We start from the raw sequence: 14,829 nt of genomic DNA on the forward strand, positions 1-14,829 counted from the left end.
CCCTTCTGCCGCGCGTGACGTCATGTCGGCGGGTGGAATGCCCGGTCCTGCAGCACCCCGCCCCTAGCGCGCCGCATCCAACCGCTTTGCCAACGCGGCACGGGTCGGCGCATCGCAGAAGGCGGCGTCCAGAGCGACATGGTTCAGGTCGTGGAAGTCATCCTCGTTCCAGCCGAACACATCGGCCAATCGGTCGTATTCATGGGTCATGGTGGTGTGGAAAAACGGCGGATCATCGGTCGAGATCGTCACCTTCACGCCGCGCGCGCGCAGTTTTTCAATCGGGTGGGCCTGCCACGATGATACGGCGCGCAGTGCGACGTTGGAGCCGGGGCAAACCTCCAGCACGATGCCATCCTCGGCCAGTTGGTCGACCAGTGCCAGATCCTCGATCGCGCGGATGCCGTGGCCGATGCGCTCCACCTTCAGGTCGCGGATGGTGTCGGCCACCATGTCCGGCCCGCCCCATTCGCCCGCATGCGCCGTCAGCCGCAGCCCGGCCTCGCGCGCGCAGTCGAAGGCCCATGCGTAATCGCCGGGTCGGCCCACCATTTCGGCCCCCGCAATGCCAAAACCGGTGATGAAATCGCCCGCCGTCTCTGCTGCGCAGCGCGCAATCGGGCGGGCGGCATCGGGGCCGAAATGCCGGATGCAGGTAATGACGCCGCGCATGGTGATGCCGTCCTGTGCCTCGGCCTCGGCCGCCGCCTCCTGCATCGCAGCCAGATAGTCGCGCCACGCACCGACATCGCCGCCGCCGCAGAAATCGGGGCTGAGGAAGCTTTCGGTATAGATCACGCCATGTTCGGCCGCGCGGGCCAACACCTCGCGGGTGAGGCGGCGGTAATCCTCGGGGGATTTGAGGACAGCCGTTGCAGCCTCATAGACCTTTAGGAACTCGTTGAAGTCGGCGTAGGCATAGTGGCCACGCTCGTCAAAGACACCATCCAGCCGCAGACCCTTCTCCGCGGCCAGACCCCGCACAAAGGCGGGCGGCGCGGCGCCTTCCAGATGCATGTGCAATTCGATCTTGGGCAGGGTCGTATGGCTCATAGGAAGCTCCGTCCGGGGCCGGTCGGCCCGAGGCCGAGATGGGTTGAAACAGTGGCCGCCACATCCGCAAAGCCGCGAATGCCGATGGCCTCAGATGGGGCAGGGGTGCCGCGCGCGCCCAGCACCGGAACCCGCTCGCGGGTGTGGTCGCTGCCGCGCCATGTCGGATCATTGCCATGATCGGCGGTAAGGATCATCAGGTCGCCGGGGCGCAACCGGGCTAGCACCGCGCCGATCCGCGCATCAAACCATTCCAGCGCGCGGGCATAGCCCGCCACGTCGCGGCGGTGGCCGTAATGGCTGTCGAACTCCACGAAATTGGCGAAGGTGAGCGATCCGGGCAGCGCATCAGCCACGAGATCCTCCAGATGGTCCATCAGCGCCGCATCGTCGCCCTTGCGCAGATCGTCGACACCACGCCCGGAGAAGATATCCCCGATTTTCCCGATGCCATAGGTGCGCCGCCCGGCGGATTGCGCCCAGTCCAGCAGCGTCGGCGCGGGCGGGGCGATGGCGTAATCGCGGCGATTGGTGGTGCGGGTAAATCCCGCCTCCGCCGTGCCGATAAAGGGCCGCGCGATCACACGCCCGACTTTCATGCCGTGCAGATGCGGGGCGACATCCCGGCAGAGCCGGAGCAGCCGGTCCAGTCCGAAATGGTCTTCATGTGCGGCAATCTGAAACACGCTGTCGGCGGAGGTGTAGCAGATAGGCCAGCCGTTGCGCAGATGCGCGGCCCCCTCGCGGGCGATGATCTCGGTGCCGGAGGCGTGGTAATTTCCAAGCGTGCCCTCGGTGCCTGCCGCAGCGCGGATCACGGCCAGCAGGTCGTCGTCAAAGGCAGGCACAGTGTCGGGGAAATAGTGCCAGTCCCACGGCACCGGCACGCCTGCCAATTCCCAGTGTCCTGAAGGCGTGTCCTTACCGGCGCTTACCTCCTCCGCCGCGCCCCACAGCCCCTGCGGGGTGGCGGTCAGGCCCGGCACATCGTCATTTGAGGCTAGCCGGATCGCCGCGCCCAGCCCCAGCGCATCCATATGCGGCATATGCAGCGGCCCGCTGCGGCCCGCATCGGCCCGGCCTGCGGCGCAAGCCTGCGCGATATGGGCCAGCGTATTGGCCCCGGCATCGCCGAACTCCGCCGCATCGGGCGCACCACCACAGCCGACCGAATCGAGCACGATCAGAAATGCCCTGCGTTGGTCGGGCGCGGGGAGAGAGGCTGCGCCTGCGTTCACGCCTCGACCCTTTCGATCAGCAGATCGGGCGGATCGACGGGCGCGGAGGCGGTGACATAGGCCGCGCGTAGCGCTTCGGCGGCGGTTTCGGCTTCGGCGGGGGAGGCCGCGTGAATGCGCCCCAGCGGGTGATCCTGACCGCAGCGGTCCCCGATCCGGGCCAGATTGACCAGTCCGACCGCGGGGTTGATGTGCGCGCCAGCGACCCGGCGACCACCGCCCAAGGCCACGACGACCTGACCCAAGGCTTCGGCATCGATGCCGGTGACAAAGCCTGCATGACGGGGCCAGACATCGACGACCACCGGCGCCGCAGGCAGGCGGTCCGCGTAGCGTTCGACGAAATCCGTCGGTCCGCCCAATGCCGCGACCATCGCGCCAAACCGCTCCGCCGCTGCGCCCCCATCGAGAACCCGCGCGATCTGCGCGCGCCCCTCGGCGATGTCGAGGGCAAGCCCACCGCTGACCAGCAGCGCAGCGCCCAATTCCATTGTGATGCGGCGCAACGGCGCGCTTACCGCACGTCCTGTCAGCGTGTCGAGCGCGGCGATCACCTCCAGCGCGTTGCCCGCGACCGGCACGACCGGCTGGTTCATATCGGTGATCAGCGCCGTCGTTGGGCAGCCAGCGCCCGATGCGGTGCCGACGAGCGCCCCGGCCAAGGCGCGGGCTTCGTCGATGCCCTTCATGAACGCGCCTGTGCCAAGTTTCACGTCGAGCACCAATCCGTCGAGCCCGGCGGCCAGCTTCTTGGACAGGATCGACGCTGTGATTAGGTCGAGGCTCGCCACGGTGCCGGTCACGTCGCGCACGGCATAGAGACGTTTGTCAGCCGGGGCGATGTCGGCGCTGGCGGATACAATCGCGCATCCCACCCGCGCAGTGACGTCGCGCAGGGTTTCCACGCTCACATCGGCGCTGTAGCCGGGGATTGCTTCCAACTTATCAAGAGTGCCGCCGGTATGGCCCAGACCACGCCCGGAGATCATCGGCACATAGCCCCCGCAGGCGGCGAGAGCGGGCGCGAGCAGCAGGCTTACACAGTCCCCGACACCGCCGGTCGAATGCTTGTCCAGAACCGGGCCGGGCAGATCCCATTGCAGCACGGTGCCGCTGTCCCGCATCGCTTCGGTCAGCGCGATCCGGGCGGCCTCGGACAACGGCGTGCGACACACGCCCATCGCAAACGCCCCGGCCTGCGCATCGCTGACCGAGCCATCGCCGAGACCGGCAGCGAACCAGCGCATCGCCTCCGCATTGGGGGGCTGTCCCGCGCGCAGCAGGCTCAGGATCGAGGCCGCGTCCATTGCTCAGACCTTATCCATATGGGCCTGCGAAAACGCGCCCGGCAGCAATTCAGCCACCGTCACGGTGCGCGTGGCACCGCCCTTTGTGGCCATCGTCACCCGAACGTCAGAGCCGGCAAATTCTGCGATTTTCTGGCGGCAACCGCCACAGGGGGGCACCGGGTCCGGGCTGTCGGCAATGACAGCGATTTCGGCGATTGTCGTGTCGCCCCCCGCGATCATCGCCGCGATGGCGCCCGCCTCGGCGCAGGTGCCTTCGGGATAGGCGACGTTCTCGACGTTGCAGCCTTGGTAGAGCGCGCCGGACCCTGCGCGAATCGCGGCTCCCACGTGGAAGCGCGAATAGGGAACGTAGGCGCGTCCGGCCACATCCCGCGCCAGCGCGATCAGGTCTTGGGTCTGCGGCGAAAGGGGGGTGTCTGACATGGGCGGATCTCCTTTGGTCCCAGTCTGGTCGTGGCCCCCGGCGGTTGCAAGCCCGCGCGCCCGGTGACGTCCGAGCAACGCCGCGATGCCGTGGCGTGCCGGTCCGGGAGCGGCGCCGCGCCGGGGATGACGCGGGCCGTCGGCACCGCCCGCGTCGCCTCTGCCAGCCAGTCTGGCGGGGCGGATTGGCACAGCCCGGAATGCCGCGGCGCGGCACCGCGAGAACCCGCCTTTCGCGTCCAGACGAGGGTTGCGAAAATTGGCACAGGGCGTATCAGATCGGGCGACAGCCCTGCTGGTTCAACATTAAACTTTCTTCGAAAGAGAGGCGCCTGATGGCCGATGCACCCAAATCCGCCCTTCAAGGATCGGGCCAGCAAAGCCCGGCGCTGAACTACCACGAATTCCCTAAGCCCGGTAAGCTGGAGGTCCGCGCGACCAAGCCGCTGGCCAATGGCCGCGACCTGTCGCTCGCCTATAGCCCCGGCGTCGCGGATGCCTCGCTCGCCATTCGCGACGATCCCCGTGCGGCGCGGCGCTATACCAGCCGGGGCAATCTGGTGGGCGTGGTGTCCAACGGCTCCGCGGTGCTGGGGCTTGGCAATATCGGCGCGCTGGCGTCCAAGCCGGTGATGGAGGGCAAGGCCGTCCTTTTCAAGAAATTCGCCAATATCGACTGTTTCGATGTCGAATTGGACGAAACCGACCCGGAAAAGCTGGCCGAGATCGTCTGCGCGCTGGAGCCGACCTTTGGCGCGATCAATCTGGAGGATATCAAGGCCCCCGATTGCTTCATCGTCGAGAAGATCTGCCGCGAGCGGATGAACATTCCCGTTTTCCATGACGACCAGCACGGCACCGCCATCGTCGTGGGCGCGGCGGCAACCAATGCGCTGCGTGTCGCGGGCAAGCGGTTCGAGGATATCAAGGTGGTTTCCACCGGCGGCGGCGCGGCAGGGATCGCCTGTCTGAACATGCTGCTGAAGCTGGGGCTGAAGCGCGAAAATGTCTGGCTCTGCGATATCGAAGGTCTGGTCTATGAGGGCCGGAGCGAACAGATGACCCCGCAGAAGGCCGATTTCGCCCAGCCCAGCGACCTGCGCACGCTGGGGGATGTGATTGACGGGGCGGATCTGTTCCTTGGGCTTTCAGGGCCCGGTGTGCTGACGCCCGAGATGGTATCCCGGATGGCCAGTCGTCCGATCATCTTTGCCCTCGCCAACCCGACGCCCGAGATCCTGCCCGAAGATGCGCGCGCCGTGGCGCCGGATGCGATCATCGCCACGGGCCGGTCGGATTATCCCAATCAGGTCAATAACGTCCTGTGTTTTCCGTTCATTTTCCGCGGGGCGCTGGATGCGGGGGCGACCACCATCAATGACCAGATGCAGATCGCCTGTATCGAGGGGATCGCGGCACTGGCCCGTGCCACCACGTCGGCCGAGGCCGCCGCTGCCTATCAGGGGGAGCAGCTGACCTTCGGCGCCGATTACCTGATCCCGAAACCGTTCGATCCGCGGCTGATGGGGGTCGTGGCCTCCGCCGTGGCACAGGCCGCCACCGAAAGCGGTGTCGCCGAGCGCCCGATCGAGGACATCGCCGCCTACAAGGCGCATCTCGACCGCTCGGTCTTCAAATCCGCGCTGCTGATGCGTCCGGTTTTCGAGGCCGCCGCCAGCGCCGAACGCCGCATCGTCTTTGCCGAGGGCGAGGATGAGCGCGTGCTGCGCGCCGCGCAGGCAATGTTGGAGGAGACCACCGATACGCCGATCCTGATCGGCCGTCCCGACGTGATCGAAAGCCGCTGCGCTCGTGCCGGCCTGACGATCCGCCCCGGCACCGATTTCGAACTGGTGAACCCGGAAAACGACCCGCGCTATCGCGATTATTGGGAAACCTATCACCGGTTGATGGCCCGGCGTGGCGTGACGCCGGATCTGGCGCGCGCGATCATGCGCACCAACACCACCGCCATTGCCGCGGTCATGGTGCAGCGGGACGAGGCCGACAGCATGATCTGCGGCACGTTCGGGCAATATCTGTGGCACCTGAACTACATCGATCAGGTGCTGGCCACCGGCGGGTTGCGTCCCACTGGCGCGCTTTCGTTGATGGTGTTGGAAGAAGGCCCGCTTTTCATCGCGGACACCCATATCCATGCCGAGCCGTCGCCCGAGGATCTGGCCCAGATCGCCACCGCCGCCGCGCGCCATGTCCGCCGGTTTGGATTGGAGCCGAAAATCGCGTTCTGCTCGCATTCGCAATTCGGCAATCTCGACACCGGCTCCGGCCCGCGCATGCGCGCCGCGCTGGCATTGCTTGACGCGCAAGGCGCCGATTTCTGTTACGAAGGCGAGATGCATGTGGATAGCGCGCTGGACCCGGCTCTGCGCGCGCGCCACCTGCCCGAAGCCCGGTTCGAAGGCGCGGCCAATGTGCTGATCTTCGCCAATTCCGACGCGGCCTCCGGCGTGCGCAACATCCTTAAGATGAAGGCCCAAGGGCTGGAGGTCGGGCCGATCTTGATGGGCATGGCCAACCGCGCCCATATCGTAACCCCATCGATCACCGCGCGGGGCCTGCTTAATATCTCCGCCCTCGCCGGAACCCCGGTCGGTCACTACGGCTAACAGGTTGCAGGGCGGGAGGGCGTGGATCCGACCGCGCCCTCCGAACGGCAAGCAACCGCTCTCGGGCAAGGCCGCGAGAGCGAGCGCCTGCCTGTCCCTGCGGGCTGGCGATTTGCCACCTCACGCTGACTTCGGAGCGGGCAGGGGTGTGGCCGGGATAAAGCGCGCTCGCTCAATCGTTGCCGCGCCATCCCCCGGGCAGGCTTACGGTGCGCCAAGGGGAGCGCCGATGTAGTGCCTCCTCCGAACTACGCGAATTCGCCCGCGAACAAGCGAAGCGCGCGGGCGAGCGCCTGCCCGATCCGGCGGGCTGGCGCTTTGCCATCTCATTCTGACCTCTGAACGGGGAGGGACTTGGCTGGGATAAAGCGCACTCGCTCAGCCGTTGCAGCGCCACCCCACGGGCAGGCTTCCGCTGCGCCTGAAATATGCGCGCGGCGCTTCCTCTCGCACGCCCCCTAAACAAAAAGGGCGGCCCCGCGGAGCCGCCCTTTTCATCTCGATCACGCTTGCCCTTACATTTCGGGGTAGAGCGGGAATTTTGCGCAGAGGGCGCTGACTTCGTCGCGCACTTTGGCTTCGACCTCGGAATTGCCGTCATCGCCGTTGGCGGCGAGCCCGTCGACCACTTCGACGATCCAGCGCGCGATCTGGCGGAATTCGTCTTCGCGGAAGCCGCGGGTGGTGCCCGCCGGGGTGCCCAGACGGATGCCCGACGTGACAAACGGCTTTTCGGGATCGAACGGCACGCCGTTCTTGTTGCAGGTGATATGCGCCCGGCCCAGTGCGGCCTCGGTCGCCTTGCCGGTCACGCCCTTGGGCCGCAGATCGGCCAGCATCAGGTGGTTGTCGGTGCCGCCGGACACGATGTCGATGCCGCCTTTCGACAGTTCATCCGCCATGGCGCGCGCGTTGGCGACGACCTGCGCGGCGTAGCTTTTGAACTCGGGACGCAGCGCTTCGTTGAAGGCCACGGCCTTTGCCGCGATGACATGCATCAGGGGGCCGCCCTGCAGGCCGGGGAACACGGCCGAGTTGATCTTCTTGGCGATCGCCTCATCGTTGGTGAGGATCATGCCGCCGCGCGGGCCGCGCAGGGATTTGTGGGTGGTGGTGGTCACCACGTCGGCATGAGGCACGGGCGAGGGATGCGCACCACCGGCAACCAGACCGGCGATATGGGCCATGTCGACCATCAGATAGGCGCCGACTTCATCCGCGATCTTGCGGAATTCGGCCCAGTCCCATGTGCGGCTATAGGCGGTGCCACCGGCCACGATGAGCTTCGGCTTGTGGGCCAGCGCGCTTTCGCGGATCGCGTCCATGTCCAGCAGCTGATCCTGCTGACGCACACCGTAGGAGACCACGTTGAACCATTTGCCCGACATGTTGACGGGGGAGCCGTGGGTCAGGTGACCGCCGGAGTTCAGATCCAGCCCCATGAAAGTGTCGCCGGGCTGCAGGAGCGCCAGAAACACGGCTTGGTTCATCTGGCTGCCGGAGTTGGGCTGCACGTTGGCGAACTTCGCGCCGAACAGTTCCTTGGCCCGCTCGATGGCGAGGCTTTCGGCAATGTCGACATACTGGCACCCGCCGTAGTAGCGCTTGCCCGGATAGCCTTCGGCATATTTGTTGGTCATCACCGAGCCCTGCGCTTCCATCACGGCGGCAGAGACGATGTTTTCCGAGGCGATCAGCTCGATCTCGTCGCGCTGGCGACCCAGTTCCTGTTCGATGGACTTGGCGATCTCGGGATCGCGGCTGGCGAGGGTTTCGGTGAAGAAGCCGGTGTCGCGGACGATGTCCTTCATCATGCACACTCCTGTCTGGCCGGGCCTTGAAAATGCCGGTGCGGGGATGCCGTGGCGCACCGGACGGGTGCCATCGGCGGGGATTGCGCGCCTCATAGACCAAACTCCGCCGCTGCGGAAGGCATAGCGGCCGCCCGCCCGCCTCATAATGTCGCGACACAGCCGCGCGGCGGGGGACGCGGGGTGGGCGCGCCGCGAGCGCCGGGCGCATAAGTCGCAGATCTCGCCGCTCGGCTCGGAAGGCCGCAAGGTCCGCAGCCTTGCCTTTCCGACCCCGGCACGCAATGTCTGAACCCATGCCCGCCCGCATGAGGACCGCGCCGCAATGAAGATCGCCTTTCTGGCCAGCAATTCCGAAATCGCTCAGGAGGCCTGCGCTACCCTCTGCGACAGCTACGGCAATGTCGCGCCCGATCAAGCGGAGGTGATCGTGGCGCTGGGGGGCGATGGCTTCATGCTGCAGACCCTGCACGGCACGCTGCATCTGGATGCGCCGGTCTATGGCATGAATTGCGGCACGATCGGCTTTCTCATGAACGAATACGCCGAGCCGCGGCTGCTGGAGCGGCTGGCCGCGGCGGAAGAAGAGGTCATCAATCCGCTGCGAATGCGCGCAATTTCGGGGGATGGCGAGGCGCATGACGCCTTGGCCATCAACGAGGTGTCGTTGCTGCGCGCCGGACCGCAGGCCGCCAAGCTGAAGATCACCGTCGATGGCAAGGTCCGGCTGGACGAACTGGTCTGCGACGGTGCGCTGGTCAGCACGCCTGCGGGATCCACGGCCTATAACTATTCCGCCCACGGGCCGATCCTGCCGATTGGCGCGGATGTGCTGGCCCTGACGGCGGTGGCGGCGTTTCGTCCGCGGCGGTGGCGCGGCGCGTTGCTGCCCGAAAGCTCCGAGGTGCGGTTCGATGTGCTGGAGGCCCGCAAACGCCCGGTCATCGCCGATGCGGACAGTCGGCTGGTGACCAATGTCGTCAGCGTCCTGATCCGGTCGGAGCCGCAGGTGCGTCACCGCATCCTGTTCGATCCCGGTCACGGCCTGAACGAGCGGCTGATCCGCGAGCAGTTCAACTGACGCGGGCCGGGGCTGGCTCTCTGCGCCGTTTGCCCACAGCGGCGTGCTCAATCGTGCCTGCCGGGACGTAGCGTCGTTGATCAACGCGACGCGCTCTGGCATCCTCAGATCCTGTCAACCGACGGTTAACCGCCTCCCCTTCAGAATGGGCGGGCCGTCCCAGGAACGAGGCATGTCAATGAACACCCGGCTCAAGACCTTTGTCGTGCTGGCCGCTCTGGCCGCGCCCCTGACTACCCTGCCTGTTGCGCAGGCTTCTGCCAACGTGGTGCAGCGCGCTTGCCTGCAATCGGACCGCGCTCAGGCCACCCGTTCGCGGTGCACCTGCATCGGCCGCGTCGCGGATCAGGTTCTGACCCGCAGCGATCAGCGCAAGGGCGCGAAGCTCTTCCGCGATCCGCATCAGGCTCAGGAAATCCGCCAGTCGAGCAACCGCTCGAACGAGGAATTCTGGCTCCGCTGGAAAGCCTTTGGTCAGACCGCGCAGGCCGTTTGCAGCTAAGTCCGGCGCGGACTGCATATTTCTGGATCAGGCGTGACTCACGCCTGCTCCGCCCTGTGTCCAATCTCGGCCATCAGTCCAGCGCCGGATTGTTCGATCAGCTTGATAACGTAGTCAAATCCGCCCTCGTAATAGGGGTCGGGCACGTCCTGTTCCGCCGGGTTGTGCCCGCCGCTCGCCGCCGCACCCCAAGACAGCATCAGCCGCACAGGGACGGTATTTCCCGCCGGGCGCAGCCGTTCGAGATCTGCGCGATTCTGCCGGTCCATCGCGAGGATCAGGTCGAACCGGTCAAAGTCAGCCGCACTGACCTGCCGCGCCCGCAACCCCGACAGATCATAGCCCTGCGCCGCGCCCGCCGCCTGCATCCGCGCATCCGGCGGATCGCCGATATGCCAGCCGCCCGTGCCCGCACTGTCCACATGGATCGTCAGACCGGCATCCTCCGCCAGCCTCTTCACGACCACTTCCGCCGTGGGCGAGCGACAAATGTTGCCAAGGCAGACGCAAAGAATTCTGTATGTCATCGGACATACTCCTGTAATCATTTTGTCCAGCCTAGGCTGCGCGCCGTAACAAGGAAACCCGCATGACCCGAGGCCATTTTCCCCGTGATGCGAAGCTGGTGATTCTCACCGGCGCAGGTGTGTCCGCTGAAAGTGGGCTTGGCACGTTCCGAGATAAGGGGGGTGTCTGGACAAAATATGATCTGGCGGAGGTTGCCACGCCCGAAGGTTTCGCCCGCGATCCCGCCCTTGTGCACGGCTTCTACAATGCCCGCCGTGCCAATGCCGCCGACGCCGCGCCCAATGCCGCGCATCACGCGCTGGCAAAGTTGCAGGCTCAATGGCCGGGGGAGGTGGTGCTTATCACTCAGAATGTCGATGACCTTCATGAACGGGCCGGGAGCGATGAGGTGATCCACATTCACGGCACGCTCACCGGGGCGCTCTGCGCGGCCTGCGAGCACCGCTGGCCTGCCCCTGCGCAGATGGCCCCGACAGATACCTGCCCGGCCTGTGGCGCGGAAACGACCCGGCCAGATATCGTCTGGTTCGGGGAAATCCCCTACCGGATGGAGGAAATCGCAGGTCATCTCGACACGGCAGAGGTTTTTGCCGCGATCGGCACATCGGGGCAGGTTTATCCAGCCGCCGGATTCGTGGAGGAGGCCGCGCAGATGGGCGCGCATACGGTCGAGATCAATCTGTCGGAGGAGCCGACCTCGCCCTTCTTTCAGGAACGGCGATTCGGTCCTGCCACGGCAGCGGTGCCGGAATGGGTCGCGGAACTGCTGGCCCGTCTTTGACCTGACCGATTCGCATAGAACCGCGCGCTCCTGACCGCATACACGGGCGCTGGACGCATGGTTTCTGGCCTGCTAACAGCAAAAGCCCCGTCGGCCATGCCGCGGGGCTTCGTGTCTCGGAGCGCCGCCCCGCCGGAACACGGCGGAGGGGCGGGTTTCCGAAAGCGGTCGTCAGATGCGGCCGATTAGGCTGCGGTCTGGGCCGACTTCGCGATATCTTTCTTGATCTTCAGTGCCTTGGGGGACAGCTCAGCGTCCTTCGCCTTGGCAAGGAAGGCATCCAGGCCGCCACGGTGATCGACCGAGCGCAGCGCAGAAGCGGAGATTTTCAGCTTGAACGAACGGCCCAGAGCATCGGAGATGAGGCTCACGTCGTTCAGGTTCGGCAGAAAACGCCGCTTGGTCTTGTTGTTGGCGTGGCTGACATTGTTGCCAACCATCGGGCCCTTTCCGGTCAGTTCGCAGACGCGCGACATGGGATCATCCTCGTGTTCGACAAATAACATGGGCGCCGCATGGGGCGCCCGGAATTCCGTTTGCGCGTTTAAGAGCATCCGCCGCGAAGTGTCAACCGCGAAAGCCCGCCGGACCGGTCCGCATAGGCGGGAATGGCATCCGCAGGCCGGGGTGGGGGGCTGTCTATCGCACCCGTTGTCCCTCGGACACCCCCGCCGGGGGCTACCCTAGCCCTGCCGCAGCCAGCTTAGCACTTCACGAGCCGCGGGGCCGGGGGCAGCCGTTCCCTGTGCCACCGCGTCGCCGAGTTCCTGCATGCGGTCGCGGGCGGCGGGCTCTTCGCGCAGACGGGCAAGCAGGCCCTGACGGACTTCCTCCTCGAACCAATGGCGCGCTTGTTCCGCGCGACGTCGGGCGAAATGGCCGTGGCTGCGGCGCCACGCGGCCAAAGCCTGCACCTCCTGCCATACGGTATCCAGCCCGGTGCGATCCAGTGCGGAGGCCATCATCGCCTTGGGGAAGTCTTCGGGGTCTTCGGGGCGTTTGCGCAGCAGGCGCAGCGCGCCGGCGTAATCCGCGCAGGTCCGCCGCGCGGTGTCGCGCAGGTCGCCGTCTGCCTTGTTCACCACGATCAGGTCCGCGATTTCCATGATGCCGCGCTTCACCCCCTGCAATTCGTCACCGCCCGCAGGGGCCAGCAGCAGCACGAACAGATCCGACATCTCCGCGACCACGGTTTCCGACTGACCCACGCCCACCGTCTCGATCAGGATCACGTCGTAGCCCGCGGCCTCGCACAGCGCGATGGCCTCGCGGGTGCGCCGTGCCACGCCGCCCAGATGGCTTTGCGCGGGGGAGGGGCGGATAAATGCCTGCGGATCACGGGACAGGTGCTCCATCCGGGTCTTGTCTCCGAGGATCGAACCGCCTGTGCGCGCCGAGGACGGATCGACCGCAAGCACCGCGACCCGCAGCCCGGCGCCGGTCAGCATCAGGCCGAAACTTTCGATAAAGGTTGATTTCCCCACGCCCGGCGTGCCCGACAGACCGATGCGCAAGGCCTCGGCGCCACTGACCGCAAGCTGTGCGATCAGGTCGAGCGCCTGCGCCCGGTGATCGGCCCGGCCGCTTTCGACCAGCGTGATCGCCCGCGCCAGCGCCCGGCGATCCCCCGCCGCAACCCGCGTTGCCAGATCCGCGATCTCCATGCCTGTCCCCCAGTCTGGTCCGCGCCCGTTTGTCGCGTCCACCCGGTGTAGCAATGCCGCCCGCAGCAGGAAAGCACTGCAAACCGCACCTGTTCACGCCGGTTTCGGCATGTTTCGGTGTTTCACACAGTGGTGACGGCGCGCGATGGGCTTTGAGTTGCGTCCGATGGTTCCTATCTTGTTACTAGGCGCATCCAGAACAGGGGCGGTGGCCTGCGGATCGTGTATCCCGACCGCGCCCTCCCGAATTTCGATAAGGAGATCTCCCGTGAGAGCACAGGCAGTTGTCCAAACCAGACAGCAGGACGCAGGACTGCGGATGGTGATGCAGACGGCGATCGCAATGATGACGGCGCTGGCGCTGTTGGTGTCGCAGACGCTGACCGCCGACGCCCAGAGCGCACCGGCCAGCTTTGCCGACCTCGCCGATCAGGTGAGCCCGGCGGTCGTCAACATCACCACCTCCACCACGGTCGCAGGCAATACCGGCACCGGACCGATGATTCCCGAAGGCTCGCCCTTCGAAGAATTCTTCCGCGACTTCATGGACCAGCAGCAAAACGGCAACCGCGCCCCGCGCCGGTCGTCCGCTCTCGGTTCCGGCTTCGTGATCTCGCAGGACGGCTACATCGTCACCAATAACCACGTTATCGAGGGCGCGGACGAGATCTCGATCGAGTTCTTTTCAGGCAGCACGCTCGATGCCGAGGTCGTCGGCACCGACCCTAACACTGATATCGCTCTGCTGAAGGTGGCGGGCGAGCCCGAAGATCTGCCCTTCGTCTCCTTCGGCGATAGCGACAAGATGCGCGTGGGCGACTGGGTGATGGCCATGGGCAACCCGCTTGGGCAGGGTTTCTCGGTTTCCGCTGGCATCGTGTCGGCGCGCAACCGGGCGCTCAGCGGCACCTATGACGATTATCTGCAGACCGACGCCGCCATCAACCGCGGCAACTCCGGCGGGCCGTTGTTCAACATGGATGGTGATGTGATCGGCGTGAACACTGCGATCCTGTCCCCCAATGGCGGCTCGATCGGCATCGGCTTTGCCATGTCGTCGGCGGTGGTCACCAAGGTTGTCGATCAGCTGAAGGAGTTCGGTGAAACCCGGCGCGGCTGGCTGGGCGTCCGCATTCAGGATGTGACCCCCGATGTGGCGGAAGCGATGGACCTGAGCGACGCCAGCGGCGCGCTTGTGACCGACGTTCCCGAAGGCCCGGCAGCCGAGGCGGGCATGCAGGCGGGCGATGTCATTACATCCTTTGACGGGCTCGATGTGGCCGATACCCGCGAATTGGTCCGCCGTGTCGGCAATACGGAGGTCGGCAAAACCGTCCCCGTCACCGTGTGGCGCGAAGGCGCGACCGAAACGCTGCAAGTGACGCTCGGCCGCCGTGAAACCGCCGAAGGCGCCGTGCCTGCCGCGATGGACGCAACCCCGCAGGAACCGGAGGAGGCCCAAGTGCTGGGCCTCACCGTTTCGCCCATCAATGAGGAACTGCGCGAAACGCTGGAACTGACCGCCGGGACCGAAGGTCTGGTCATCACCGAGGTCGACGAGATGGCGGAGGCCTACGAGAAAGGCCTGCGCGCGGGCGACGTCATCACCGAAGCGGGCCAGCAGAAGGTCACCGCGGTCGCCGACCTGCAGTCCCGCATCGAGGAGGCCCAAGACGCCGGGCGTAAATCCCTGCTGCTCCTCATCCGCCGCGCAGGCGAGCCCCGCTTCGTCGCGCTGACGGTCGATGGCGACATCCCCGCCCCGGAAAACGACGACGCGCCGGCGACGACTGAACAGTGATTTAATC

At 66.0% G+C, this 14,829-nt stretch carries 13 protein-coding genes; 5 read left to right on the forward strand and 8 right to left on the reverse strand.

Annotated elements, in window-relative coordinates; translation table 11 throughout:
- Nucleotides 1-63 precede the first annotated feature (63 nt).
- The 4 genes from CBW24_RS02710 to CBW24_RS02725 are packed head-to-tail and all read right to left on the reverse strand — an operon-like array spanning nucleotide 64 to nucleotide 4,024.
- Nucleotides 64-1,053, reverse strand: a complete 990-nt coding sequence (locus CBW24_RS02710) for an adenosine deaminase (protein WP_097372592.1) — start codon at nucleotides 1,051-1,053, stop codon at nucleotides 64-66.
- On the reverse strand, nucleotides 1,050-2,291 hold the full coding sequence (locus tag CBW24_RS02715) for a phosphopentomutase (RefSeq protein WP_097372593.1): 1,242 nt from the start codon (nucleotides 2,289-2,291) through the stop codon (nucleotides 1,050-1,052). Before CBW24_RS02715 ends, CBW24_RS02710 begins: the two co-directional genes overlap by 4 nt.
- On the reverse strand, nucleotides 2,288-3,598 hold the full coding sequence (locus CBW24_RS02720) for a thymidine phosphorylase (protein ID WP_097372594.1): 1,311 nt from the start codon (nucleotides 3,596-3,598) through the stop codon (nucleotides 2,288-2,290). Before CBW24_RS02720 ends, CBW24_RS02715 begins: the two co-directional genes overlap by 4 nt.
- Before the next feature lie 3 nt (nucleotides 3,599-3,601).
- Nucleotides 3,602-4,024, reverse strand: coding sequence for a cytidine deaminase (locus tag CBW24_RS02725; RefSeq protein ID WP_097372595.1), 423 nt, complete (start codon nucleotides 4,022-4,024; stop codon nucleotides 3,602-3,604).
- Nucleotides 4,025-4,359: 335 nt separating this feature from the next.
- Between CBW24_RS02725 and CBW24_RS02730 the strand changes: the two genes are divergently transcribed.
- Nucleotides 4,360-6,654, forward strand: coding sequence for an NADP-dependent malic enzyme (locus CBW24_RS02730; RefSeq protein WP_088662385.1), 2,295 nt, complete (start codon nucleotides 4,360-4,362; stop codon nucleotides 6,652-6,654).
- A 515-nt stretch (nucleotides 6,655-7,169) separates the two neighbouring features.
- On the opposite strand, the gene glyA is transcribed toward CBW24_RS02730, so the two are convergent.
- Complete coding sequence (gene glyA / locus CBW24_RS02735) at nucleotides 7,170-8,465, reverse strand: serine hydroxymethyltransferase (RefSeq protein ID WP_097374102.1); 1,296 nt, start codon at nucleotides 8,463-8,465, stop codon at nucleotides 7,170-7,172.
- A 325-nt stretch (nucleotides 8,466-8,790) separates the two neighbouring features.
- Here glyA and CBW24_RS02740 point away from each other — a divergent pair, with 325 nt between their 5' ends.
- A complete protein-coding gene (locus CBW24_RS02740; protein WP_097372596.1) occupies nucleotides 8,791-9,546 on the forward strand; it encodes an NAD kinase in 756 nt (251 codons plus the stop codon).
- A 172-nt stretch (nucleotides 9,547-9,718) separates the two neighbouring features.
- On the forward strand, nucleotides 9,719-10,048 hold the full coding sequence (locus tag CBW24_RS02745; protein WP_232530044.1) for a hypothetical protein: 330 nt from the start codon (nucleotides 9,719-9,721) through the stop codon (nucleotides 10,046-10,048).
- Between the two features lie 38 nt (nucleotides 10,049-10,086).
- Here the strand turns inward: CBW24_RS02745 and CBW24_RS02750 are convergent, their stop codons facing one another.
- Nucleotides 10,087-10,575: a low molecular weight protein-tyrosine-phosphatase gene (locus tag CBW24_RS02750; protein WP_097372597.1), complete on the reverse strand. Its 489-nt coding sequence runs from the start codon at nucleotides 10,573-10,575 to the stop codon at nucleotides 10,087-10,089.
- 62 nt (nucleotides 10,576-10,637) lie between these two features.
- On the opposite strand from CBW24_RS02750, the gene CBW24_RS02755 reads away from it, so the two are divergent.
- Nucleotides 10,638-11,357 (forward strand): NAD-dependent deacylase, encoded by a 720-nt coding sequence (locus CBW24_RS02755; protein WP_097372598.1) that lies wholly within the window; start codon nucleotides 10,638-10,640, stop codon nucleotides 11,355-11,357.
- Between the two features lie 185 nt (nucleotides 11,358-11,542).
- Here the strand turns inward: CBW24_RS02755 and rpmB are convergent, their stop codons facing one another.
- Nucleotides 11,543-11,833 (reverse strand): 50S ribosomal protein L28, encoded by a 291-nt coding sequence (gene rpmB, locus CBW24_RS02760; protein ID WP_088662585.1) that lies wholly within the window; start codon nucleotides 11,831-11,833, stop codon nucleotides 11,543-11,545.
- Between the two features lie 207 nt (nucleotides 11,834-12,040).
- Complete coding sequence (gene meaB / locus CBW24_RS02765) at nucleotides 12,041-13,021, reverse strand: methylmalonyl Co-A mutase-associated GTPase MeaB (RefSeq protein WP_097372599.1); 981 nt, start codon at nucleotides 13,019-13,021, stop codon at nucleotides 12,041-12,043.
- A gap of 319 nt (nucleotides 13,022-13,340) precedes the next feature.
- Here meaB and CBW24_RS02770 point away from each other — a divergent pair, with 319 nt between their 5' ends.
- On the forward strand, nucleotides 13,341-14,822 hold the full coding sequence (locus tag CBW24_RS02770; RefSeq protein WP_232530046.1) for a DegQ family serine endoprotease: 1,482 nt from the start codon (nucleotides 13,341-13,343) through the stop codon (nucleotides 14,820-14,822).
- Nucleotides 14,823-14,829 lie beyond the last annotated feature (7 nt).

The sequence above is a fragment of the Pacificitalea manganoxidans genome (assembly GCF_002504165.1).
Classification (GTDB): domain Bacteria; phylum Pseudomonadota; class Alphaproteobacteria; order Rhodobacterales; family Rhodobacteraceae; genus Pacificitalea; species Pacificitalea manganoxidans.

Bases quoted from the DNA above. Each gene is read 5' to 3' on its own strand.
- CBW24_RS02710 (WP_097372592.1), bottom strand. From the start codon at position 1,053: ATGAGCCATACGACCCTGCCCAAGATCGAATTGCACATGCATCTGGAA.
- CBW24_RS02720 (WP_097372594.1), bottom strand. From the start codon at position 3,598: ATGGACGCGGCCTCGATCCTGAGCCTGCTGCGCGCGGGACAGCCCCCC.
- CBW24_RS02725 (WP_097372595.1), bottom strand. From the start codon at position 4,024: ATGTCAGACACCCCCCTTTCGCCGCAGACCCAAGACCTGATCGCGCTG.
- CBW24_RS02730 (WP_088662385.1), top strand. From the start codon at position 4,360: ATGGCCGATGCACCCAAATCCGCCCTTCAAGGATCGGGCCAGCAAAGC.
- glyA (WP_097374102.1), bottom strand. From the start codon at position 8,465: ATGAAGGACATCGTCCGCGACACCGGCTTCTTCACCGAAACCCTCGCC.
- CBW24_RS02740 (WP_097372596.1), top strand. From the start codon at position 8,791: ATGAAGATCGCCTTTCTGGCCAGCAATTCCGAAATCGCTCAGGAGGCC.
- CBW24_RS02745 (WP_232530044.1), top strand. From the start codon at position 9,719: ATGTCAATGAACACCCGGCTCAAGACCTTTGTCGTGCTGGCCGCTCTG.
- CBW24_RS02750 (WP_097372597.1), bottom strand. From the start codon at position 10,575: ATGACATACAGAATTCTTTGCGTCTGCCTTGGCAACATTTGTCGCTCG.
- CBW24_RS02755 (WP_097372598.1), top strand. From the start codon at position 10,638: ATGACCCGAGGCCATTTTCCCCGTGATGCGAAGCTGGTGATTCTCACC.
- rpmB (WP_088662585.1), bottom strand. From the start codon at position 11,833: ATGTCGCGCGTCTGCGAACTGACCGGAAAGGGCCCGATGGTTGGCAAC.
- meaB (WP_097372599.1), bottom strand. From the start codon at position 13,021: ATGGAGATCGCGGATCTGGCAACGCGGGTTGCGGCGGGGGATCGCCGG.
- CBW24_RS02770 (WP_232530046.1), top strand. From the start codon at position 13,341: ATGGTGATGCAGACGGCGATCGCAATGATGACGGCGCTGGCGCTGTTG.